This window comes from Microbacterium sp. EYE_78, from assembly GCF_023149035.1.
Taxonomy (GTDB): Bacteria; Actinomycetota; Actinomycetes; order Actinomycetales; family Microbacteriaceae; genus Microbacterium.
Map to the genome: position 1 here is coordinate 1,135,698 of NZ_JAHXMY010000001.1, position 22,286 is coordinate 1,157,983.

Consider the following 22,286-nt stretch of genomic DNA (forward strand, 5'->3'; position numbering starts at 1 on the left):
GATGACCTCGAGCACCTCACCCGGCCGTCGGTCGGCGATCGTCACCGGTGCGGGCGGCGCCCTCGGGCGCGGCATCGCGCTTCGTCTCGGCGCGGACGGCTATGCCGTCGGCGTGATCGGCCGCGACCGGCAGACCCTGGACGAGACGGCGCGAGAGCTGGCCGCCGCCGGTATCGAGCACGAGGTGCTCGAGGTCGATCTGCGCGACGCCGCGGCGATCTCCGCCGCGGTGGACGCCGCGGAGCAGCGGCTCGGCCCGCTGCACGCGATGATCAACAACGCAGCGATCTACCCTGCGACGCCGTTCCTCGAGATCCCGCTCGCGGAGTACGAGGACGTCGTCCGGGTCAATCAGACCGCCTACTTCGTCGGGGCGCAGGCCGCCGCGAGAACGATGTCGCCGCGAGGAACGGGGTCGATCGTCAGCATCGGGTCGATCACCTTCCACGGCGGCTGGGCGAACCTCGCGAGCTACGTGTCCACGAAGGGCGCGACGGTCGGACTGACGCGCGCCCTGGCCCGTGAACTCGGACCCTCCGGCATCCGTGTCAACGCTGTCTCGCCGGGCGCCTTCCCGACGAAGGCGGAGGAGATCAACGGGGATGCCGAGGCGTACAGCGCCTCGGTCATCGAGAAGCAATCGATCAAGCGCCGTGGGACCGCCGCGGAGCTGGCCGCGGTGGTGTCGTTCCTCGTGAGCGACGACGCCGCATTCGTGACCGGGCAGACGATCAACGTCGACGGTGGATGGGTGATGGAGTGAGCGACAACGATCCGACGCGGGGACTGCCCCGACTGTCGCACCATGAGCTGGCCCGCCGTACCGGCGATCTCGCCGCCATCGCGGGCGTCCGCGAAGTCGTCCTGGCCAACGGCCCGGAGGCGGGCGTGCGAGCGCTGCAGCTCCGCAATGCCAGCGGGCTCGAGGTCGAGATCCTCATCGACCGCGCATTCGACATCGGCGATGTGCGTCTGGCAGGCGTCCCCATCTCATGGCGGTCCGGGAATCAGTACCGGCACCCGGCGCTCCACGAGGTGGAGTCGGAGGACGGGCTGTCGTGGCTGCGCACGCTCGACGGGTTCCTCGTGAGCGGTGGCCTCGACCACACCCTCTTCGGGGGCGAGTACGACGCGACCCACTACAACTACCCGCCGAAGGAGACCGTCCGTCACGGGCTCCACGGTCGCCTGAGCTCGCTCCCGGCGCGGCTGCTGTCCGTCGAGGAGGACTGGAACGAGGACGGCGGTGAGCTGCGCGTCACCGGTGAGGTGGTGCAGGCGACCGCATTCGGCGAGCACCTGCGTCTGCGTCGGACCGTGGCCATCGGCATCCACGGCACCTCGATCGGCATCGATGACACGGTCGAGAACCTCGGATTCGAGCGGACACCGCACATGTTCCTCTACCACCTCAACGTCGGCTGGCCGGTCGTGGACGAGGGGACTCGGTTCCTCGGCCGCGTCGAGGGGCACCGGTGGTCGTCGGACTCGACCGCCGACCAGGGTGTCCCGTACGACGTGCTGCCGGAGCCGCAGCGCGGGTTCGTGGAGCAGGTGTGGGAGCACGATCTCACCCCGGGAGCCGACGGCCTGCACCGCGTCGGCCTCGTGCGCGCGGACGGCGCGCTCGGCGTCGAAGTCGCTTGGGATGCCACGACGATGCCCGCGTTCTTCGAATGGCAGAACCTGCGCGACGGCCAGTACGCGGTCGGGCTCGAGCCGTCCAGCCACCATGTCGCCGGTGAACAGGCGGCCCGGGACGACGGATCGATGACGTGGCTCGAGCACGGCGAGACGCGTGAGTATCGCACGGAGATCACGATCCTCCGCGGTTCGGCTGAGGTCGCCGCAGCCGAGGCGCGCATCCAGGGCGGTGCGCGATGACCGGGGGCGTGCTGAGCGGCATCCGCGTCGTCGACTGCTCGATCGCGATGGCCGGTCCGTTCGCCGCGCAGCGCCTCGGGGATCTCGGAGCGGACGTGGTGAAGGTCGAGCCGATCACGGGGGAGTGGCAGCGACACGCATCGGCGGGAGGCGCCAACGGCAACCGCATCAACGTCTCGTTCCTGTCCCTCAACCGCAACAAGCGTTCGCTCGCGCTGAACCTGAAAGACGACGACGGCCGGGCCGTCATCCATCGACTCGTGGCCGAGTCGGACGTCTTCCTGCAGAACTACCGGCCCGGCGTCGCAGCTCGCCTCGGGGTCGATTACGAGACGCTGAGTGCCATCAACCCGTCCCTCGTCTACGTGTCGATCTCGGGGTACGGCGAGGACGGACCCTACCGGGATCGGCCAGGTCAGGACTTGCTGCTGCAGGCGATGTCGGGCGCCATGCTGTCGACGGGCGCCGCGGGGCAACCGCCCCAACCCGCCGGTCAGTACATCGCCGACGCCGTCACCGCCTCGACGGCGTTCGAGGCTGTGCTCGCCGCGCTCCTGCACCGCGAGCGGACGGGCGAGGGGCAGTTGGTCACGGTCAACATGCTCGACGCCCTCACGACCCTGCAGATGCAGGAGCTGTCCGTCTTCACGGTGGGCGGGGTCCCGCAGGAGCGCAGCGCGCAACCGCACGCACACATCTACATCCGATCGCCGTACGGCACCTTCCGAACCTCGGACGGCTGGATGGTGATCGCGTTCCCGCCTCTCGACGTGCTGAGCGCGATCATCGACGATCCGGCTCTCGCGGGCCTCGACGACGAGAAGGCCGGATGGGAGATGCGCGACGAGCTCTTCGCCCGGACCGCCGAGCGCATCGCCACCAGGCCGACGGCGCACTGGATGGAGCAGTTCGACAGGGCCGGGGTGTGGGCAGGGCCGGTGTACTCGTACCAGGACCTGGTCGACGACCCGCAGATCGCCCACAACGGCACCTTCATCGAGTACGACCACCCCACTGAAGGGCGGGTGAAGACGCCCGGCTTCCCCTACCGGTTCGCCAAGACCCCTCCCGCGATCCAGCGCGGAGCGCCACAGACGGGCGAGCACTCCCGCGAAGTGCTGACCGCGATCGGCTACGAGGGTGACGACGTCGACCGTCTCGTGCGGTCGGGTGTGGTCGGGCAGCTCGACGAGCCGCGAGGCGCGACGAACCACTCCGACGGTGGCGAGCACCGATGACCGCCTACCGCGGTCTCACCTGGGACCACCCGCGAGGACGCCGCGCGCTCGAGCAGACGGCCGAGCAGTGGCGCGCGCGCGGCGTCGACATCACGTGGGACGCGCAGCCGCTCGAGGGGTTCGAGGGGCATCCCATCGACGACCTCGCCGCACGCTACGACCTGATCGTCCTCGATCACCCCCACCTCGGTGACGCGGTCGCGTCGGGATCGCTGCAGCCCCTGGGGCATCTGCTCACGGGTGAGCAGTTCATCGGTCCATCGATCGACTCCTACACGCTGCACGACGAGGTGTGGGCGCTGCCCCTGGATGCCGCGACCCAGGTCTCGGCCAGGGACGCGGCCCGCGTCGACACGGCGCCGCGGACCTGGGATGACGTGGCGGACCTCGCTCGCGGCGGCGGTGTTGCGCTGTCGCTCGCCGGCCCCCACGCACTGCTCAGCCTGTTCTCCGTCGCGTCGGCGCTCGGGAGGGCGCCGAGGGACGTGCCCGGGCTCCCTTGGCTCGACCATGACGTCGTCGCCGAGGCATTCGAGGTGCTGGCGAAGGTGCACCGCTCGACGGAGCCCGACACCGAGGAGCTCAATCCGATCGCCATGCTCGCCCGCATCGCCGACCGGTCCGATCCGCTGTCGTACGTCCCCCTCGTCTACGGGTACGTCACCTTCTCCGGCGGATCGGCACCCGTCAGCTTCGGGGACGCCCCGCGCATGACGGCGCACGGTGTTCCCGGCTCGATCATCGGGGGCACGGGGGTGGCGGTCAGCGCCCGCACCGCGATCGATGCGCCGCTGGCGGGGTACCTCCGGTGGCTCATCTCGGACGACACCCAGCGCCGCATCATCCCCGTCCGTTCAGGCCAGCCGGCGTCGCGCGCCGCCTGGACCGACCCACTCGTGGACGCTGCGGCATCCGGCTTCTATTCGCGCACCATCGCGACGATCGAGCATTCGAGCGTGCGACCCCGTGCGGTTGGATTCCCTGCGGCGCAGCACCGTGCCTCGGCAGCGGTGCGTGACGCGCTCGCCGGCCGGACGTCGGTGGAAACGCTGCAGGAGCGGCTCCGCAGCGAGAGTCACGTCGTGGACATCGAAAGGACCCCCTCATGAGCGTCACCGACCTCGGCATCGACACCGTGACCGTCTCGTTGGAGGGGGCCGTGCTCGAGATCACCCTCAATCGCCCCGAGAAGCTGAACGCGGTCACCCCGGAGATGTCGTACGCCCTCGAGGCCATCGCCCACGCGGCCAACGATGACGATCGCGTCCGGGTGGTCATCCTGACCGGCGCCGGGGAGCGCGCGTTCTGCGCGGGCAGCGACATCCGGACGCTCGACGGGTATGCGACCCCGTGGGAGTTCCGCAACCGAACCGACTACTGCGACGCGCTGCGAGAGCTCCGAAAGCCCGTCATCGCGGCCGTCAACGGGTATGCGTTCGGCGGCGGGCTCGAGACCGCGCTGACGTGCGACATCCGACTCGCCGCGGAGACCGCCGTCTTCGGCGCCCCGGAGATCAAGCTCGGGTGGATCGGCGGGGGCGGCATGAGCGCCTTCCTCGCCGCGTCCGCCGGTCCGAGCAACGCAGCGGTCATGCTGCTCACGGGCGACCCGATCGACGCGACGACCGCACTCCGATGGGGGCTCGTCAGCGAGGTGGTCGCGCCGGCCGATCTGCTGCCCCGGGCTCGCGCGCTCGCCGCCGTCGTCGCGTCGCGCCCGCCGTTGGCCGCGCAGACGGCCAAGGCCAACCTCCGAGCGGCGTACAACATGCCGCAGGATGCCGCGATCGCCTACGAGCGCGATCTGCAGACCGTCACCTTCGCCACCGCCGACGCCGCGGAGGGCCGTCGCGCCTTCGCAGAGAAGCGACCCGGCGTCTTCACCGGCCGCTGAACACACGAGGAATCATGACCGTCTCCACCCATCTCGCCGACGTCGCAGACTCGCTCCCGACCGACCACGAGCACGCCCTGCTCATCGGACGCGTGTGGGACCCCGCCGCCCAGGGTCCGTCGCCGGTCCTCGTCACCGCCGGCGAGGTCCGCGACCTCTCCGGAACGTTCGCCACCGTCAGTGAGATCACCGCGCTCGAGGACCCTGCCGCATCCGTGCGAGCGGTGGACGCACCGGTGATCGGTCGGACCGCCGCCGTCCTCGCAGCGTCGGCGGCAGCGGCATCCGACGTGCTGCGATTCCTGTCGCCCGTCGATCTGCACTGCGTGAAGGCTGCCGGCGTCACCTTCGCGGTCTCGATGATCGAACGTGTCATCGAGGAGAAGGCGAGGGGGGATGCCGCCGCGGCCGACGGCCTGCGCGACACGATCGTCGAGCTCCTCGGTGGGGACCTGCGAAGCATCGTCCCGGGCTCGCGGGCGGCTGAGGACCTGAAGGCCTACCTCGTCGGACGAGGGTTGTGGAGCCAGTACCTCGAGGTCGGCATCGGGCCCGACGCGGAGATCTTCACGAAGACGCCGGTCCTCGCCTCGGTCGGCACCGGCGTCCAGGTGGGCGTGCACCGATCCTCGACCTGGAACAACCCCGAGCCGGAGGTCGTCCTCATCGTCGCTCCCGACGGGCGAGTGGTCGGCGCCGCCCTCGGCAATGACGTGAACCTGCGCGACATCGAAGGCCGGAGCGCCCTCCTGCTTCCGAAGGCGAAGGACAACAACGCCTCGGGGTCGCTCGGACCGTTCATCCGATTGTTCGACGAGGGCTTCGGCATCGACGACGTGCGCACGGCGCGGGTGGAGGTGACCGTCGACGGCCTCGACGGGTTCCGGCTGCAGGCCGAGAGCGACATGACGCAGATCAGCCGGGACCCCCTCGACCTGGCGCGCCAGCTCGTCGGCCCGCATCACCAGTACCCCGACGGCGCCGCCCTCTATCTGGGGACGCTCTTCGCGCCCGTCCAGGACCGAGACGAACCGGGCCGCGGGTTCACGCATCATCCGGGCGACATCGTCCGGATCAGTTCGCCCCGGCTCGGTACCCTGGTCAACGAGGTGGCCTACAGCGACGAGTGCGCGCCGTGGACCTTCGGCATCGCGCAGCTCATGGTGAATCTCCACCGGCGGGGGCTGCTGCGGTGACCGACGAGAGGATCATCACGACGACCGGACGACCTACGCGCCGCTCGACGCAGAGCGTCACGCTGAACGAGGTCGCCATGCACGCGGGGGTCTCCCCCCAGACGGTCAGTCGCGCGATCCGCCGCCCCGATCTCGTGTCGCAGGACACCCTCGAGCGGGTGCTCGCGTCGATCTCGGCGACCGGGTACGTGCCGAACCTCGCAGCCAGCAACCTCGCGTCCAATCGCAGCTACACCGTCGCCGCCATCATCCCGGCGATCAACGCATCCGTCTTCGCCGACGCGCTGCAGGGTCTCGACGAGGTCCTCGCCGAGCAGGGCTACCACCTCTTCATCGGCTCGACCGAGTACGACCCGACGACGGAGGAGGCGCTCATCCGCGCCTTCCTCGGGAGGCGCCCGGACGGGATTTTCATCGTCGGCACGGTGCACACGCCGGCCGCGCGGGATCTGCTGGCCCGTGCGCGGGTACCCATCGTCGAGACATGGAACTGGACGGACGACCCGATCGACGGCCTCGTCGGGTTCTCGAACGCCGACGCCGTCCGCGCCGTCGTCGAGTACGCGCACGAGCAGGGGTATCGGCATCCCACCTTCGCGGGTCGCTTCGCAGACGGCGACTCCCGTGCGATCGATCGGCGTGACGCGTTCACCTCCGTCGCGTCGCACCTGTACCCCGGGGAGACGCCCAGAGTCCTCGATTCCGGCGACCTCGGGGTCAGCATGGACGCCGGCAAATGGCTGCTCGACCAGGCGCTCACCCGCCATCCGGAGACGGATGTCCTCATCTGCGCGAGCGACGTCTTCGCAGCCGGCGCCGTGTTGGAGTGCCAACGGCGCGGCATCCGGGTGCCCGAGGACTTCGGCATCACCGGGTTCGGCGGGTTCGAGATCGCTCGCCACCTCGTCCCCACCCTCACCACCGTCGCCATCCCGAACCGACGGATCGGCACCGTCGCGGGCGAGATGCTGCTCGCCCGCATGGCCGACGGCTCGACGCCCGCGCCGCGCATCGATCTCGGATTCGAGATCGTGGCGGGGGAGAGCACGCGAACTCGAACGGAAGACGCATGATCACCACCACCGACCCGCGCACAGGACGTGAAATCGACACGGCGCTGCAGCCGACGAGCGAGGAGGACGTCGCTGTCGCAACCCGCGCGGCGGCGGCCGTGGCAGCCGACCTCGCCGACCATCCGCGCGACTGGCGGGCGGACCTGCTCGACCGGATCGCCGACGCGCTCGACGCCGACCGCACCGGTCTCGTCGCAACGGCGGACCGCGAGACGGGCCTGGGCGATGCGCGCCTGAGCGGGGAGCTCACCCGCAGCGTCGTGCAATTCCGCATGTTCGCGGATGCGGTGCGGGAGGGGTCCTACCTCGAAGCCATCATCGACCACGCGGCCACGACCGAGCTGGGCCCCGCCCCCGACGTCCGACGAATGCTCGTGCCGCTCGGTCCCGTCGCCGTCTTCGGCTCGAGCAACTTCCCGTTCGCATTCTCCGTGGCGGGCGGCGACACCGCGTCTGCGTTGGCGGCCGGCTGTCCCGTCATCGTGAAGGCCCACTCGGCGCACCCGCTGACGTCGGCTCGGTCGTTCGACGCGATCTCGCGGGCGATCGCCGACGCCGGAGCGCCGGAGGGGACGTTCGGCATCGTCTACGGTCAGCGCGCGGGGGCCGCGCTCGTCGCCGATCCGCGGATCACCGCGGTCGGCTTCACGGGCTCGTTGAGCGGGGGGATGGCGCTCCAGCGCATCATCGATGCGCGGGAGCAGCCGATCCCGCTCTTCGGCGAACTGTCGAGTCTCAATCCGCTCTTCATCACACCGGGTGCAGCCGCGGCGCGGGCCGACGCGATCGCGGGTGATCTCTTCGGATCGGTCACCGGTTCGGCCGGGCAGCTGTGCACGAAGCCGGGCGTCGCCTTCGTCCCGAGCGGACCAGCCGGTGACGACCTCGTCGACGAGCTGGCACGGCGGGTGGCGGAGTCCTCCTCGCAGGTGCTGCTGAACCGCCGCATCCACGACTCGTTCCGTGAGATCCGCGACCGTGTCCTCGCGGTGCCCGGCGCCCGCGAACGCGCCAGAGGTTCGGAGCACGAGGCGGACGGGTTCGCCGTGGCGCCGACGCTCGTCGAGACGACAGCCGGCGACCTGAGCGCCGAGCTCGTCGAAGAGGCCTTCGGCCCGCTGGTCGTGGTCGTGCGCTACCCGGATCCCGACGGGCTCGTCCAGGCCGCATCCGTCGTCCCGAAGTCGCTGACCGCGACGCTGCATCACGAGCCCGACGAGATCGAGCTCGCGCGTCGGCTCTCGGCCGACCTCGCACCGTGGGCCGGGCGACTCGTGTTCAACGGCTACCCCACCGGCGTCCGCGTGGCCTGGGCGCAGCAGCACGGCGGCCCGTGGCCCGCGACCAACTCGCAGCACACGTCTGTCGGGATGACGGCGATGCGTCGCTTCCTCCGTCCGCTCGCATGGCAGAACGCAGCTGCCGAGCTGCTCCCGGCGGAGCTGCAGGACGGTCCTGTCGGTATCCCGCGTCGGGTCGACGGCGTGCTGACACTCCCCGCCGTAGACTCGACCCCGTGACCGTCGCCTCCACGCCCGAGCTCGAAGCCGACCGCCAGCGCCTCATCTCGCTGATCCAGGAGGAGGCCGTCTTCCACGGCGACTTCACCCTGTCGAGCGGCAAGAAGGCCTCGTACTACGTCGACATGCGCAAGCTCACGCTCGACCACCGCGCGGCCCCCGCGATCGGGCGCATCATGCTCGACCTCATCCGCGACGTCGACGGCATCGTCGCGGTCGGCGGGCTCACACTCGGCGCCGACCCGATCGCGAACGCAGTGATGCACGAGTCGTCGCGCACCGACGCTCCGCTCGACGCCTTCGTCGTCCGCAAGGAGCCGAAGGACCACGGTCGCGGTCGTCAGGTCGAGGGAGCGGATGTCGCGGGTACGCGCGTCGTCGTCGTCGAAGACACCTCGACCACCGGACAGTCGGCCCTGAAGGCCGTCGAAGCCCTGCGCCGTGAGGGCGCGGAGCCCGTGGCCGTCGCGGTCATCGTCGACCGGAAGACCGGCGCGCAGGCCGCCGTCGAGGCCGAGGGCCTCACCTGGCTCGCCGCGATCGACCTCGACGACCTCGGGCTGCAGCCGCAGTAGTCATTTGGGTTCGAGGTCGTCCCACGGGTTGCGGTCGTCCTCGTCGTCGCGTCGGCGGCGCACCATCTGCACCACCACGATCACCAGCGACGTCACCATCGTCAGCCCGACGACGGCGAACAGCAGGTTCTGCTCGAGTCCGCTCATGAATCCACTGTGTCATGCCCCGCAGGGGCGTCGGCGGGATGCCGCGGAAGCCCCTGCCCGCGTAGGGTCGACGGTGTGGCGCGCGACGACTGGGACCCCGAGCATCTCCCCGACCTGAGCGGGCGCCGCTACCTGGTCACCGGCTCGAACGCGGGCGTTGGCTTCTTCTCCTGCTTGCAGCTCGCCGGTGCCGGCGCGCATGTGATCATGACGGCGCGGAACCCTTCGAGGCTGTCCCGTGCGCGCGCCGCGGTGCTGGCGCAGGTGCCGGATGCCGACCTCGAGACGCTGGCCCTCGACACCAGCAATCTGGGTTCGGTGCGCGCCGCCGCCGCGACCGTGCGGGGACGGGTCGGGCTGCACGGCGTGCTCTTCAACGCCGGCATCGTCCACCCCCCGAAGACCCGAGAGCTCACGCGAGACGGTCACGAGCTCGTCATCGCGACGAACGCTCTCGGCCACTACGCGCTCGCCGGGGCGCTCCTGCCCGCCCTCGCCGCCGCGCGCGGCCGGATGGTCTGGCTCGGCTCGGTCTCGACCACGCTCTTCCCCTACGACCCCGTCGACCCCGAACTCGTCCACGGGTACACCGCCTGGCGTGCCTACGTGCAGTCCAAGGTCGCGACGAGCGCGCTCGGCTACGAGGCTGACCGCAGGCTGCGCGCGGCATCCGTCCCCGTGGCGAGCCTCGTCGCCCACCCCGGATACTCGCTCGGCGGACGCACCCGCCGCATCGCCGGGGTCAGCGCGCCGTCCAGGCGCAAGCGCTTCGTGGGCGGCTTGCAGGCCATCGTGGCGCAGTCGAAGGAACGCGGCGCGTGGGCGCCCGTGCGAGCCCTCGTCGACCCCGACGCCGAGGGCGGCCAGTTCTGGGGTCCGTCGCACACATACACCGGGATGCCTGCGCTCGCCACGCCGTCCCGGGTGACCACCGACCCCGACGTGGGCGCCCGGATGTGGCACTACGCCGAGCACGCGACACGCACGGAATGGCCCTATCTCAAGGGGCGCCGGCTGCGCGTGCGCTGACCGTCCCCTCTCGGGAGGGAGGCGGGTAAACGCTGTCCTCCGAAGAGGGGACAGTGCCGCGCGGGGTCGTCTGGTTAGGCTCGAAGCGTTCGGCAAGGTGATGGACGAAGTCCGGCATCCGGCCGAGCATTCCTCAGTCTCGACCTAGTCCTCGTGGACCGCTGCTCGGTCCTCGCTTCGCCCCGACTCCGGATACGGCCACCACATGACCGACGTTCGTCGCGCCCGCGCATCGCGGGCGAACGCACCCCGCCGCGTGCGGGTGCCGGTCGCGCTCGCGCTCAGTGCGGTCCTCGCACTGTGCGCGCTGGGGACCCCGGCGGGCGCGGCGGCGGCGTCACCCCCTGCGGAGCCGCCGTCCACCCCTGCGGAGCAGCCGTCCACGCCTCCGGAGCAGCCGGACGGAACGGTCGCCGAGCAGGACGTTCCCGCCGCGCCCAGTCCGACGCCGAGTGCGACCCCTGCGCCGAGCCCGACGGCGGAGACCGAACCCGCCGAGGACGCGGTCGACCGGGCCCCGACCCCGGAGGCATCCGAAGACCTGGGCGAGGCCGCGGATGACGGAGCCGCCGATGCCGTGAAGAAGGACGGGGAGCGGCCCGACGCCGCCGTCGAGGACGAGCGGGACGCCCCGCCCTCGGCAGGGGCGGAAGGGGATGCCGCGGCGGACGCGCCGCCGGCGGCCCCGTCCGCCCGCGCGCCGCCGGCTGGACGCGTCGGCATCCTCGCCGCCGGCGTGCCGGAGGCGCCCCGACAGGTCTGGGGCGAGTCGTTCGAGCAGGGCCTCGCGACGACGGCTCCGAGCGGGCTGACCGCGTACGCGTCCGGCCGCTACACCGCCTCGAGCGGCTGGTCGTCGGGCACCAGCTGCACGGGCGTGCTGGTGAACTTCACGGCCGCGTACCCCAACGCATCCTTCTGCCCCACCCAGACCGTCGGCGTCGTGGGACAGTCCTCCCTCGCAGCCCGGGAGACCCGCCGCATCGCCGACGTCCTCGGTCAGCTCGCCGCCGGTGTCCCCGGCGGCACCACGAACAGCCCCGCGAACGGCTCGACCACCGGCGCATCGGGTTCTCAGTCGAATCACGCCCTCGTCGGAATGCCCGCCACGACGGTGTCGGGCGGCACGACCGTCGCCCAATCGGCGTCACCGATCGGTGCCACCGCGTCGGGGTCCCGGTTCTACGCCCTCCGCTTCGACGCGGCGGGCGCGCAGTGCACGTCGGCGACCGCGGCGCTCAGCATGTCGTTGTTCTCGGGGTCGACCACCCTGCTCGCCGGCTTCCCCTCCGCGGTGGTTCCCTGTGCGGCGAGCGGGAGCGTCTTCTACACGTCGCCCGCCCAGGCGACCCTCCCGACGCTCGGCGGCGTCCTCGACCCCGCGATCTCCGCCTCGGCACGGGCCGCGACCTACACCGGCACGACCACCGCGCTGCTGACGCCCGCGCAGATCGCGGCAGCCCAGGTCCGCGTGACGAACGCGACCACCGGCAGCGGGGGCGCATTCGGCGTCGACAACCTCCGCGTGCTCGACGTGTCGCCCGCGCTGGATGCCTCGTTCTCGCCGTCACCCGCGATCGCCACCACGCCGACGACGCTCACGTACACCGTCACCAACACGTCCGACCTGCTCGCGAAGACCGACTGGAGCTTCTCCGCGAACCTGCCGACCGGCCTGGTCGTCGCGCCGGCACCGGGCGTCGGCGGCACCTGCACCAACGTCGCGGGAACCGCCTTCGCCGTCACGGTGGCCGCGGGCTCGGGCTCGATCGGCGTCGCCGGCGGCGACCTCGCTTCGGGGAGCGCGTCGTGCACCGTGACCGTGAACGTCGTCGCGGCGGCAGCGGGTACGTTCTCGAGCGGCACCGTGACGTCGAACGGACTCGTCGTCTCGCCGGCGGCGTCGCTGACCGTCCAGCCGGCGACCACGATCACGGTGCGGAAGGACATCACCGCCCGGAACGCCCCGGGCGACCAGTTCACGCTGTCGGTGCGGAACGGCTCGACGGTCCTGGGGTCGGCGACCACCTCGGGGACCGCGGTCGGAATTCAGCCGGCGCAGGTCGGACCCCTCACGGTCACCGCGGGAGGCACCGTCACGATCCACGAGACGCCGACCACCGGTGCAGGACTCGGATACTCCGCGAGCTACGAGTGCGTGCGCGACGGCACCGTGATCGCCGCGGGCACCTCGCCCTCGGGCTCGCTGACGCTGCCGACCGAGCAGGGCGCCCAGGTGGTCTGCACGTTCGTGAACACCCCGCAGGCGACGCAGCTCCAGTGCGACACCAACCACTACTACGCCCTCACGGGCGACGGCGCGCTGGTGCAGGGCGACATCGTGACGGGTGCGTCGGCGACGGTCGGGACCTGGAACACCGGCACCAACGCGAACGGCCTGGGCATCTCGCCGGGCGGCACGGTCGCGTACGCACTGCAGCGGTCGACGGATGCCACCGATGTGTCGGCGATCCTCAAGTGGACGCCGACCGCGGGGTTCCAGACGCTCGCGGGCACGGCGTACACGACCGTCGTGGCGGGGGCGGAGACGACCGGCTCGCTCGTCGCGGGGGCGGTCGACCCGCGCACCGGTCGGTACGTCTTCGGCAAGTACAGCGGCTCGGCATTCCACCTGTGGAGTTTCACCGAGTCGGCTCCCACCGCGTCGCGCTTCTCGTACCTCGGCAGCTTCGCCACGACGGGGTCGCCCGACGGCAACGGCGATCTCGCATTCGACTCGCGCGGCAACCTGTACGTCCTGGGGGCGGCCGTCGACGCCAACGGCCAGAGCTCGGCCGTGATCTTCACGATCACCGCCGAGAGCATCGCCGCGGCGAACGGCGGCACCTTCGCCGTCGGGTCGACGAACTCGCGGACACTGACCGGGCTCGACGCCACGCCCGCCTTCGGCGCAGCGAACGGCCTCGCATTCTCGCCGCGGGGGACGGCGTACGTGTCGAGCGCCACTGTCGCCTACGAATTCGACGCCACGACGTGGGCGCGCATCCCCGGTTCGTCCCGAACCACCGTCGCCCACACCGACCTCGCGTCGTGCACGTCTCCGTCATCCATCACCGTGCTGAAGAACGTCATCGGACGCGCCGCCGCCGCCGACCAGTTCACCCTCTCGCTCGCGAACGGCGGGGTCGCGGTGGCGAGCACGACGACGGCAGGCTCCGCGACCGGACGGCAGGGCCGGCAGATCGGCCCACTCCCGGCGAGCGTGGGTGCGGCGTTCACGTTCACCGAGACGATGGCGACCGGGTCGACCTCGACGATCGGCGTGTACACCGTGGTCAACGAGTGCTGGGCGGACGGCGTCCGGCTGAGCAACGCCGCATCCCCCTCGGGGCAGGTCACCATCCCCAACCGGCAGAGCGTCAACGTCGTGTGCACCATCTTCAACTCGCCGCGCCCCGCGACGAGCGTCACCCTCACCAAACTGGTCGCGGATCCCGTCTCGGGAGCGACCTCGGCGGCAGCCGACTGGACGCTGGGCACCTCGGCGCTCGCGACCGTCGGCACGGCGACGGTGCTCCCCTCCGAGGCTCCGCGCCAGCAGACGGATGCCTCGGGGCGGGCGGTGTGGAGCGTCCTGTTCGGCTCGACAGCGTCCCGCGCGACGCTCACCGTCAGCGAGGAGCAGCGGACGGGGTACGTCTTCGACCGCGGCTCCTGCACCGTGAACGGCACGGCGACGCCGGTGACCTTCACCACGGCCGGCAGCGTCGTCTCGGCTAGCCTCCCCGGCATCGCGTCGGGCGGTGCCGTCGCGTGCACGATCGTCAACCGTCCTGCGGCGAACCTCACCCTCACCAAAGTTGTGTCGTTCGGATCCGCGCTCCCGAGCGATTGGGTCCTCTCCGCGACCGCCCCCACAGGATCGACCGCCCTGGCCGGTCCACGCGGCCGGAGCGGAACGGGGGCGGTGTCGTCCGTTCCGGTGACACCAGGAATCGCGTATCGGCTCTCCGAGACTGGGCCGCGGGCGACCTACGTCCAAACCGGCGCCTGGCGCTGCGTCGACCAGACGGGCTCGGCGATCGCGGTGACGTCGTCCTCGGACGTCACCCTGCCCGCTGGGGCGAACGCCACCTGCACCGTCACCAACGCGACAGCGGCGATCACGGTGGTCAAAGAAGTGGAGGGGGCAGCCGACGGCTTCCGCCCCGCGGACTGGACGATCACCGCGACCCCGGACGTCCTGACCGGTTCCTCGCTGCCGACCGAGACCCGCGTCGGCGCGGCCTTCGCCGCGGGAGGGAACCCGGCGAGCACCTTCGATGTCCGCCCCGGCCATCGCTACACCCTGAGCGAAGACCCCACCCGTCCCGGCTCTCGCCTCGCCTACCAGACCCTCCGACTCGAGCGCCTGACCGGATCGACGTGGACACCCGTGACATCGCCCTCGATCGTGGCGCCCGCGCCCGGACAGAGTGCGGTGTACCGCTTCGTCAACGCGCCGGTGCAGCCGACCACCCTGCCGCTGACCGGAGGCGCCGGGGCCGACGCCTTCACGCTGGCCGGCGGCGGCATGCTCGCGCTGCTCGTGATCTTCGCCTTCCTCCGCGCGAAGCGAAGGAGGGAGCCGATGTGACCCTGCCCACCCATCGCCGCCGTCCGGCGGCAAACCATCCCCGCACCACCTCGCCATCTCAGACAGGAGAACCCATGTCCAGCATCCGCAAGCGGGTGAGCGCCGCGCTCGGCGCCCTCGCCATCGGGGCAGCCGCGGCACTCGTCGCGGTCACCCCCGCCCACGCCGAACCCGGCAACATCGACCCCGACATCCCGCGGTCGCTCACGGTGCACAAGTACGCGCTCAGCCCGTCGAGTCCGCAGCAGATCGGCACGGGACAGGAGCTCGCCACGCCGCCGGCAGGCACGCCGCTCGCCGGCGCCGAGTTCACCGCCGCACTCGTCGCCGACGTCGACCTCGGGACGCCTGCCGGCTGGTCGACGGCGTCGAACCTGACGCCGGCCGCGGCGGCAGGCCGCCTCTCGGGGACGACCTTCACGTCGACGCCGTCGGCGCCGGGAACGGGCATCGCGACCTTCCCGAGCGACATGCCGATCGGTCTGTACCTCGTCACCGAGACGGTCCTTCCCGACGAGGCGACCAACCCGTCGGCGCCGTTCCTCGTGACGCTGCCGTTCCCGACGGGCCCGGGCGGTGCGCCCGCGAACGAGTGGATCTACGACGTCCACGTCTACCCGAAGAACGCCGTCACCGACGTGACCAAGACGCGGATCCCGGCCCCGGCGAACTCCGCCGAGGCGCGAAACCCCGACCTCATCCGATGGGCGATCGCATCGGCCATCCCGACGCTCGCCGCGGGCGACAGCATCGATGTCTTCGAGTTGGCGGACACCATCCCGTCTCAGCTCGAGTACGTCGATGCCCCGCCCACCGGTGTCGCTCCGACGAACGTCGTCGTCACCAACCCGGCGGGTCTCCCGCAGACCTTCACCGAGGGCACCGACTACAACCTGGTCGAGGAGGGCAGCACGCTGACCCTGGAGTTCACGTCCGCGGGCCTCACCCGGCTCACCGGGTTGCAGGGCGGGGTCGTGACCTTCAACGTGCTGACGCGTGCGGTGGCCATCCCGGCCGACGGTCGCATCGTCAACACCGCGACCGGCACGATCAACGGGGCGACCGAGACGGTCACCGGCGTCACGCCGATCGGCCAGCTCACGGTCTTTGCGTTCGAGGGCCCGGCGAACGACCGCGTGCCGCTCGCCGGCGCGGTCTACCAGGTCTTCCTGAACGAGCAGGACGCGATCCGCGGGGTGAACCCGATCCTCATCGACGGGATCTCGGAGTGGTCGACGGGCGCCGACGGGTACGTCGAGATCCCGATCATCACCCCGGGAAACTACTGGGTGCGCGAGATCACGCCGCCCGCCGGTTTCCAGCTGCCCTCGCCCGACCGCATCCTCACGCAGGTCGTCGCAGGCGAGACGTCGACCGTGCCGCCGATCGTCAACTACGTCGAGTTCGCCCACAGCCAGGTGCCCGCATGGGCGCTGCCGCTGACGGGTGGCGACGGTGCCCGCTGGTTCGGGATCGGCGGCGGGGCGCTGCTGGTGACGATGCTCGGCGCGGCGCTGCTGCTCTCGCGTCGTCGCGCGGCCGCCGCGCGCGCCACCGCGGCCTAGGTCGACACCGGTGATGACGGCGACGGAGCTCCCCACACGGGGGGAGCTCCGTCGTCGTGCGCGGTGGCGGTTCTCGGTGGTGTCGCTCCTGATCGGCGTCGGCGCGCTGGTCGCTGCAGGACTCCTGCTCTACCCGTCGGCTGCGGCCTGGTTCAGCCAGTACGAGCAGTCGCAGCGCATCGACGGGTATGCGGACCAGGTCGAGGATCTCGGCGCGGCCACGATCGAGCAGAAGCTCCAGGACGCGCGCGAGTACAACGCCGGACTGGCGCAGTCGGGTGCCGAGATCGGAGCGAACGAGCGACTGCCGATCGCCGATGCACCCGACCAGGGGGAGGCGTACGCCTCCCAGCTGAGAGGTGCGGACGGTGGTCTCATGGCGCGGCTGCGCATCCCCGCGATCGACCTCGATCTGCCGATCTATCACGGGACGAGCGAGCCGGTCCTCCATGCCGGCGTGGGTCACCTCGAGGGCACGGCGCTGCCCGTGGGCGGCGACACGACGCATTCCGTCCTGACCGCGCACCGCGGACTCGCCTCGGCGGAGCTGTTCACCCACCTCGACCGCGTCGGCCTCGACGACACCTTCACCGTCGAGGTGTTCGGCGAAGTCCTGTCCTATCGGGTCGTCGAGACGCAGGTCGTCGAGCCCGAGGACACGCAGTCGCTGCTGCCGCGGGTCGGCGAGGACCTGATGACCCTCGTGACGTGCACGCCGCTCGGGGTCAACAGCCACCGCATCCTCGTCACGGGTGAACGCATCATCCCGACCCCGCAGAAGGACATCGACGGGGCAGGCGAGCGCCCCGACATCCCCCGATTCCCCTGGTGGGCCGTGGCGGCGGGCGGTGCGATCCTCGTCGTCGGCGCCTACGTCTGGTGGTCCGGGCGTCCGGTCCGTCCGCGGGTCGACGCGACTCCGTCCGGCGGCGAGTCGCTCAGGCGGTGAGCCAGACCGCGCGCGCCGCCGCGGGCGGCAGGTCGACGGTCGGGCCCCCGTCGATCCGCACCGCGTCGCGCCCGGTCGCCGTGACGGTGTGTCCGACGTCGATGCCGAGCTCCTCGAACGAGCGCAGCAGTGCAGGGTCGCGGTCCGAGATGCGGAGCACCCGCCCGGTGTGCCCGATCGAGGCCTCGGCGAGGAGCACGAACGGCTCGCGTTCGACGCTGCCGTCGGGTCCCGGGATCGCATCCCCGTGCGGGTCGAAGCGGGGGTGTCCGAGGCGTGCGTCGATGCCGGCGAGCAGCCGGTCGCTGATCGTGTGCTCGAGGACCTCGGCCTCATCGTGCACCTCGTCCCAGGCGTACCCGAACTCCCGCACGAGCCACGTCTCGATGAGTCGGTGTCGGCGGATGACCGCGGTGGCGCGGGACGCACCGGCATCCGTCAGCGAGATCGGACCGTACGGACGGTGCGACACCAGGCCCTGCGCGGCGAGCTTCTTCACCATCTCGGTGACCGACGACGGCGCGAGCCCCAGCTCGGCCGCGAGCACCGACGGGGTGACGGGATCGGTCTGCCACTCGGTGTGGTGGTAGATCGTCTTCAGGTAGTCGTCGACCGTGGACGCGGAGGCGGGCACGGAGCCCAGGGTATCCGCCTGCCGGATCATCCGCCGAACAGGGTCATCCGCCGAAGAGGGTCAGCCACAGCAGCAGCCCGTTGAGGGTGACGAGGAACACCGATGCGAGGATGCCGGCTGCCGTCGTCCACGCCCGGTTGCGGTACGCGCCGAGCAGCCCGCGGTTCGCGGTCAGCGCGACGAGCGGGATGAGCGCGAACGGGATGCCGAAGCTCAGGATCACCTGGCTGAGGATCAGCGCGAACGTCGGGTCGACGCCGATGGCGAGGATCGCGAGGGCCGGCACGAGCGTCACGAGGCGACGGGCGAGCAGGGGGATGCGGATGCGCAGCAGTCCCTGCATGATCTCCGCGCCGGCGTACGCGCCGACGGCGCTGCTCGCGAGGCCGCTCGCGAGCAGACCGACCGCGAAGAGCGTCGCGACGACCGGCCCGATCCCGCCCTGCAGTGCGGCGTAGGCACCCTCGAGGCTGTCGGTGCCGGGGACGCCGGCGAGGTTCGCCGCCGCGAGCAGCAGGATGCAGAGGTTCACCGTCCCGGCGATCGCGAGGGCGATCGTGACGTCCCAGCGGGTGGCGCGCAGCACCCGTCGGGTGTCGATCGCGGCGTCGGCGGCCGCGGCGTCCGTCTGCGTCCGTCCGTCCGCGGGGCGGAAGCGGTCGCGGGCCAGTGAGCTGTGCGCATAGATCGCGTGCGGCATGATCGTCGCGCCGAGGATGGATGCCGCCAGCAGCACCGAGTCCGCGCCGTCGAAGCGGGGAAGGAGTCCGAGGGCGACGCCGGCGGCCTCGGGCGGGCCGATGAAGACGCCGTAGGTGAAGCCGAGGGCGATGATCGCCATGAGGCCGATGATGACGAACTCGAAGCTGCGGGCCCCGCGGCGCGACTGGATGAGCAGCAGTGCGATCGACACGGCACCCGTGATGAGGCCGCCCCAGACGAGCGGTACGCCGAAGAGCAGCCACAGGGCGACGGCGCCGCCGATGATCTCGGCCACGTCGGTCGCCATCGCGACGAGCTCGGCCTGCAGCCAGTACGCGCGCCGCGCGGTGTTGCTTCGGATGCGGGTGCCGATGACTTCGGGGAGGCTCTGTCCGGTGACGATCCCGAGCTTCGCCGACAGGTACTGGATGAGCCACGCCATGACGTTGCCGACGACGACCACCCAGACCAGCAGATAGCCGTACCGGGCCCCTGCGGTCATGTTGCTCGCGACGTTGCCGGGGTCGAGGTAGGCCACGCCGGCGACGAGGGCCGGTCCCAGCAGCCACGCGACGCGGCGTCCCGTCCGGGCGGGCGTCGCGATCGGCGGTGCGGCTGTTTTCGGCATACCGAAAACGCTAGCAGTGTTTTTCGGTATGCCGAAAGATCCTCAGGGGCGTGGTGGGAGGCGCAGCGGGTCGTCGGGGAGCGGGGGACCGTACTGCGCTGTCGGGCGGGTCTCGATGGACGGATGCGTCGGAGCGGACCGGCCGAGCTCGATGTCCGAGTACGGGTCGGAGGCGTACAACTCCGGAGCGCTCCGCCGAATGCGCCGGGGCCGCGGCGCGAGGATGGCGATGAGGCCGAGGGTCGCGACGAGTCCGGCGGGCACCGCCCAGGCCGGGAGCGACCACTCGAGCAGGATCGAGGCGAGATACAGGACGAAGGCGCCGACCGCCACGACGAGGGGCGCGAACCTTCGGAGCCAGATCGCCATGGCTGACCGTACCGCCGCCCGCTCGCGTCGTCCAGAGATCCGCACGGCTAGCCTGGTCCGGTGCCCGATCCGATCGACCCCGAGCCCGAGCCGCAGCTTCCGGTCGGCGTCGGGCCGTGGCCGGGAGGCCCGGAGGCCTGGCCGGACGACCCGCGGTACGACCGCGACCTGCTCGAGCACGGGGACCGGCGCAACGTCGTGGACCGCTACCGCTACTGGACGATGACGGCGATCGTCGCAGATCTCGACGAGCACCGGCATCCGTTCCACGTCGCCATCGAGAACTGGCAGCACGACATGAACATCGGCTCGATCGTCCGGAGCGCGAACGCGTTCGGCGCCGCCGAGGTGCACATCATCGGCAAGCGGCGATGGAACCGCCGCGGAGCAATGGTCACCGACCGCTACCAGCACGTCCGCCACCACGAGGACGTCGCAGCGTTCGTCGCGTGGGCGGATGCCGCCGGTCTGCCGGTGCTCGCGATCGACAACGTCGACGGCTCGGTGCCGGTCGACCGGGCCGACCTGCCCGAGCACTGCGTGCTGCTGTTCGGGCAGGAGGGGCCGGGGCTGTCGCCAGAAGCGCTCGCCGCGGCATCCGGCGTCGTCGAGATCACCCAGTACGGGTCGACCCGGTCGATCAACGCGTCGGCCGCGGCCGCCGTCGTCATGTTCGAATGGTGCCGCCGCTACGCGTGAGCTTTGCGCGGTCGCGCGCGGATCTGCGTTCGAGCGGACGTACCCGCCCGAAACCGTCCGCGTGACGGCGGATCTCCGCGCGGAGGCTGATCCGCCGCCGCGGTGAGGCGCGGGTGCGTCGGTCAGACGGCGACGCGGAGCCACTCCGATCGACGGACGCGCCAGCCGAGCGTGCCGAGGCGGGCGAGCATGAACACGCCGAAGAAGCAGACGGCGAGCCATGCGAGTCCCGCGGCGCCGCCCGGATGCAGCGCGCCGACGAGCAGGAGCGCGGGGACGTACGGCGCGAGCGTGAGGCCGCCCGCGATCGCGAGGTACTTCGCGTCGCCCGCCCCCATGAGCACCCCGTCGAGGACGAAGACGATGCCGCAGACCGGCTGGGCCACAGCCAGCACGAGCAGGGCCGGTTGGATGAGCGCCGCGAGACCGGCATCCCCCGTGAATGCGAGACCGATGACGCCCGACAAGGCCGCGATCACGGCACCGACGAGCACCCCGAACCATGCGCCCCACGCGACCGTGCGCCCGAGGACCTGCCGGACGAACGGCTCGTCGGCCGCTCCGAGACCGCGCCCGATGAGCGCCTGCGCGGCGATCGCGAGGGCGTCGAGGGCGAACGCGGCGGTCGAGAAGATGGTGAAGGCGACCTGCCAGCCGGCGAGCTCCTCGGTGCCGAGGGCGGTCGCGACCGCCACGGTCGCGAGCAGCGCGACCCGCAGCGAGACGGTTCGCAGGAACAGCCAGCCGCCCGAGCGGGCGGACCCGCGGACGCCCTCGCGGTGCGGGAGGACGGATGCCTGGTGCCGCTGCGCGAGCCGGCCGATGACGACGGCGTACGCGGCGACCATGCCCCACTGGGCGACGACGGTGCCGGCGGCGGACCCCGCGATGCCCCACCCGAAGCCGTAGATGAACAGCCAGTTCAGCAGCGCGTTCGCCGCGAAGCCGAGGCCCGCGATCCACAGGGGGGTGACGGTGTCCTGCATGCCGCGGAGCAGGCCCGTCGCGGCGAAGACGATCAGCATCGCGGGCAGGCCCCACATCGACAGGCCCAGGTAGGCGACCGCCTGCTCGGCGACCTCCGGAGTCGGGTCGAACAGGGCGACGAGGGTCGGGGTCGCGAGGGAGCCCGCGAGGGCGAGGATCGCCCCGAGGCCGAGCGCGAGCCACAGGCCGTCGATCCCGACGCTGACGGCGCTGGTCTTGTCGCCGGCACCGAACCGGCGGGCGACGGCGGGAGTCGTCGAGTAGGCGAGGAACACCATCAGCCCGACGATCGTCTGCAGCACGGCGCCGGCGATGCCGAGCCCCGCCAGCGGCACCACGCCGAGGTGTCCGATGAGCGCGGCATCCACGATGAGGAACATCGGTTCGGCGATCAGCGCGCCCAGCGCGGGAACGGCGAGGCGCAGGATCTCGCGGTTGAGCGTGGGCGCAGGCACGCGTTTCAGCCTAGAGGGGGCCGCGGACGCGGTGCGGGAGCGGGCGGTGGGTGCCGCAACTCCTCCGATCCGCAGCCGACGGCCGCCCGATGGGCGGAGCCGGGCCGATCCAGCACGAGACTGAGGAGTTAGGGCCGCCCAGCGG

The 22,286-nt window shown here is 71.5% G+C and carries 19 protein-coding genes; 14 read left to right on the forward strand and 5 right to left on the reverse strand.

Annotated features, from left to right (window positions below; translation table 11 throughout):
- The first annotated feature begins 1 nt into the window (after position 1).
- Genes KZX17_RS05450 through pyrE form a run of 9 tightly spaced genes read left to right on the forward strand, consistent with a single transcriptional unit; the run spans position 2 to position 9,380 of the window.
- Positions 2 to 763: an SDR family NAD(P)-dependent oxidoreductase gene (locus KZX17_RS05450; RefSeq protein WP_248170228.1), complete on the forward strand. Its 762-nt coding sequence runs from the start codon at positions 2 to 4 to the stop codon at positions 761 to 763.
- Complete coding sequence (locus KZX17_RS05455; RefSeq protein ID WP_248170227.1) at positions 760 to 1,884, forward strand: aldose 1-epimerase family protein; 1,125 nt, start codon at positions 760 to 762, stop codon at positions 1,882 to 1,884. The genes KZX17_RS05450 and KZX17_RS05455 overlap by 4 nt, the downstream gene beginning before the upstream one ends.
- Positions 1,881 to 3,122, forward strand: a complete 1,242-nt coding sequence (locus tag KZX17_RS05460) for a CaiB/BaiF CoA-transferase family protein (RefSeq protein ID WP_248170226.1) — start codon at positions 1,881 to 1,883, stop codon at positions 3,120 to 3,122. The genes KZX17_RS05455 and KZX17_RS05460 overlap by 4 nt, the downstream gene beginning before the upstream one ends.
- A complete protein-coding gene (locus KZX17_RS05465) occupies positions 3,119 to 4,231 on the forward strand; it encodes a hypothetical protein (RefSeq protein ID WP_248170225.1) in 1,113 nt (370 codons plus the stop codon). Before KZX17_RS05460 ends, KZX17_RS05465 begins: the two co-directional genes overlap by 4 nt.
- The gene (locus KZX17_RS05470) at positions 4,228 to 5,016 is read left to right on the forward strand and encodes an enoyl-CoA hydratase/isomerase family protein (protein WP_248170224.1); all 789 of its coding nucleotides are present in this window, start codon (positions 4,228 to 4,230) and stop codon (positions 5,014 to 5,016) included. Before KZX17_RS05465 ends, KZX17_RS05470 begins: the two co-directional genes overlap by 4 nt.
- A gap of 14 nt (positions 5,017 to 5,030) precedes the next feature.
- Complete coding sequence (locus KZX17_RS05475; RefSeq protein WP_248170223.1) at positions 5,031 to 6,212, forward strand: fumarylacetoacetate hydrolase family protein; 1,182 nt, start codon at positions 5,031 to 5,033, stop codon at positions 6,210 to 6,212.
- Positions 6,209 to 7,285 (forward strand): LacI family DNA-binding transcriptional regulator, encoded by a 1,077-nt coding sequence (locus tag KZX17_RS05480; protein ID WP_248170222.1) that lies wholly within the window; start codon positions 6,209 to 6,211, stop codon positions 7,283 to 7,285. Before KZX17_RS05475 ends, KZX17_RS05480 begins: the two co-directional genes overlap by 4 nt.
- Positions 7,282 to 8,805, forward strand: a complete 1,524-nt coding sequence (locus KZX17_RS05485) for an aldehyde dehydrogenase (NADP(+)) (RefSeq protein ID WP_248170221.1) — start codon at positions 7,282 to 7,284, stop codon at positions 8,803 to 8,805. The genes KZX17_RS05480 and KZX17_RS05485 overlap by 4 nt, the downstream gene beginning before the upstream one ends.
- Positions 8,802 to 9,380: an orotate phosphoribosyltransferase gene (pyrE, locus tag KZX17_RS05490; protein WP_248170220.1), complete on the forward strand. Its 579-nt coding sequence runs from the start codon at positions 8,802 to 8,804 to the stop codon at positions 9,378 to 9,380. Before KZX17_RS05485 ends, pyrE begins: the two co-directional genes overlap by 4 nt.
- On the opposite strand, the gene KZX17_RS05495 is transcribed toward pyrE, so the two are convergent.
- A complete protein-coding gene (locus KZX17_RS05495) occupies positions 9,381 to 9,527 on the reverse strand; it encodes a hypothetical protein (protein WP_165971326.1) in 147 nt (48 codons plus the stop codon). It abuts the gene before it with no gap.
- A gap of 75 nt (positions 9,528 to 9,602) precedes the next feature.
- On the opposite strand from KZX17_RS05495, the gene KZX17_RS05500 reads away from it, so the two are divergent.
- The 4 genes from KZX17_RS05500 (at position 9,603) to KZX17_RS05515 (ending at position 17,667) form a co-directional block, all read left to right on the forward strand.
- The gene (locus KZX17_RS05500; protein WP_248170219.1) at positions 9,603 to 10,556 is read left to right on the forward strand and encodes an SDR family NAD(P)-dependent oxidoreductase; all 954 of its coding nucleotides are present in this window, start codon (positions 9,603 to 9,605) and stop codon (positions 10,554 to 10,556) included.
- 205 nt (positions 10,557 to 10,761) lie between these two features.
- Entirely contained in the window at positions 10,762 to 15,153 is a 4,392-nt protein-coding gene (locus KZX17_RS05505; RefSeq protein ID WP_248170218.1) for an LPXTG cell wall anchor domain-containing protein, read from the forward strand.
- 74 nt (positions 15,154 to 15,227) lie between these two features.
- Positions 15,228 to 16,718, forward strand: a complete 1,491-nt coding sequence (locus KZX17_RS05510; protein WP_248170217.1) for a SpaH/EbpB family LPXTG-anchored major pilin — start codon at positions 15,228 to 15,230, stop codon at positions 16,716 to 16,718.
- Positions 16,719 to 16,731: 13 nt separating this feature from the next.
- Complete coding sequence (locus KZX17_RS05515; RefSeq protein ID WP_248170216.1) at positions 16,732 to 17,667, forward strand: class C sortase; 936 nt, start codon at positions 16,732 to 16,734, stop codon at positions 17,665 to 17,667.
- On the opposite strand, the gene KZX17_RS05520 is transcribed toward KZX17_RS05515, so the two are convergent.
- The 3 genes from KZX17_RS05520 to KZX17_RS05530 are packed head-to-tail and all read right to left on the reverse strand — an operon-like array spanning position 17,657 to position 20,000.
- Positions 17,657 to 18,301, reverse strand: coding sequence for a metal-dependent transcriptional regulator (locus tag KZX17_RS05520; RefSeq protein ID WP_374206642.1), 645 nt, complete (start codon positions 18,299 to 18,301; stop codon positions 17,657 to 17,659). The two genes, KZX17_RS05515 and KZX17_RS05520, sit on opposite strands and share 11 nt — an antisense overlap.
- A gap of 43 nt (positions 18,302 to 18,344) precedes the next feature.
- Positions 18,345 to 19,631 (reverse strand): Nramp family divalent metal transporter, encoded by a 1,287-nt coding sequence (locus KZX17_RS05525; protein ID WP_248170214.1) that lies wholly within the window; start codon positions 19,629 to 19,631, stop codon positions 18,345 to 18,347.
- A gap of 42 nt (positions 19,632 to 19,673) precedes the next feature.
- Positions 19,674 to 20,000 (reverse strand): hypothetical protein, encoded by a 327-nt coding sequence (locus KZX17_RS05530; protein WP_248170213.1) that lies wholly within the window; start codon positions 19,998 to 20,000, stop codon positions 19,674 to 19,676.
- Positions 20,001 to 20,060: 60 nt separating this feature from the next.
- Between KZX17_RS05530 and KZX17_RS05535 the strand changes: the two genes are divergently transcribed.
- Positions 20,061 to 20,699 (forward strand): TrmH family RNA methyltransferase, encoded by a 639-nt coding sequence (locus KZX17_RS05535; protein WP_248170212.1) that lies wholly within the window; start codon positions 20,061 to 20,063, stop codon positions 20,697 to 20,699.
- A gap of 122 nt (positions 20,700 to 20,821) precedes the next feature.
- Here the strand turns inward: KZX17_RS05535 and KZX17_RS05540 are convergent, their stop codons facing one another.
- Positions 20,822 to 22,141 (reverse strand): MATE family efflux transporter, encoded by a 1,320-nt coding sequence (locus tag KZX17_RS05540; protein WP_248170211.1) that lies wholly within the window; start codon positions 22,139 to 22,141, stop codon positions 20,822 to 20,824.
- Positions 22,142 to 22,286 lie beyond the last annotated feature (145 nt).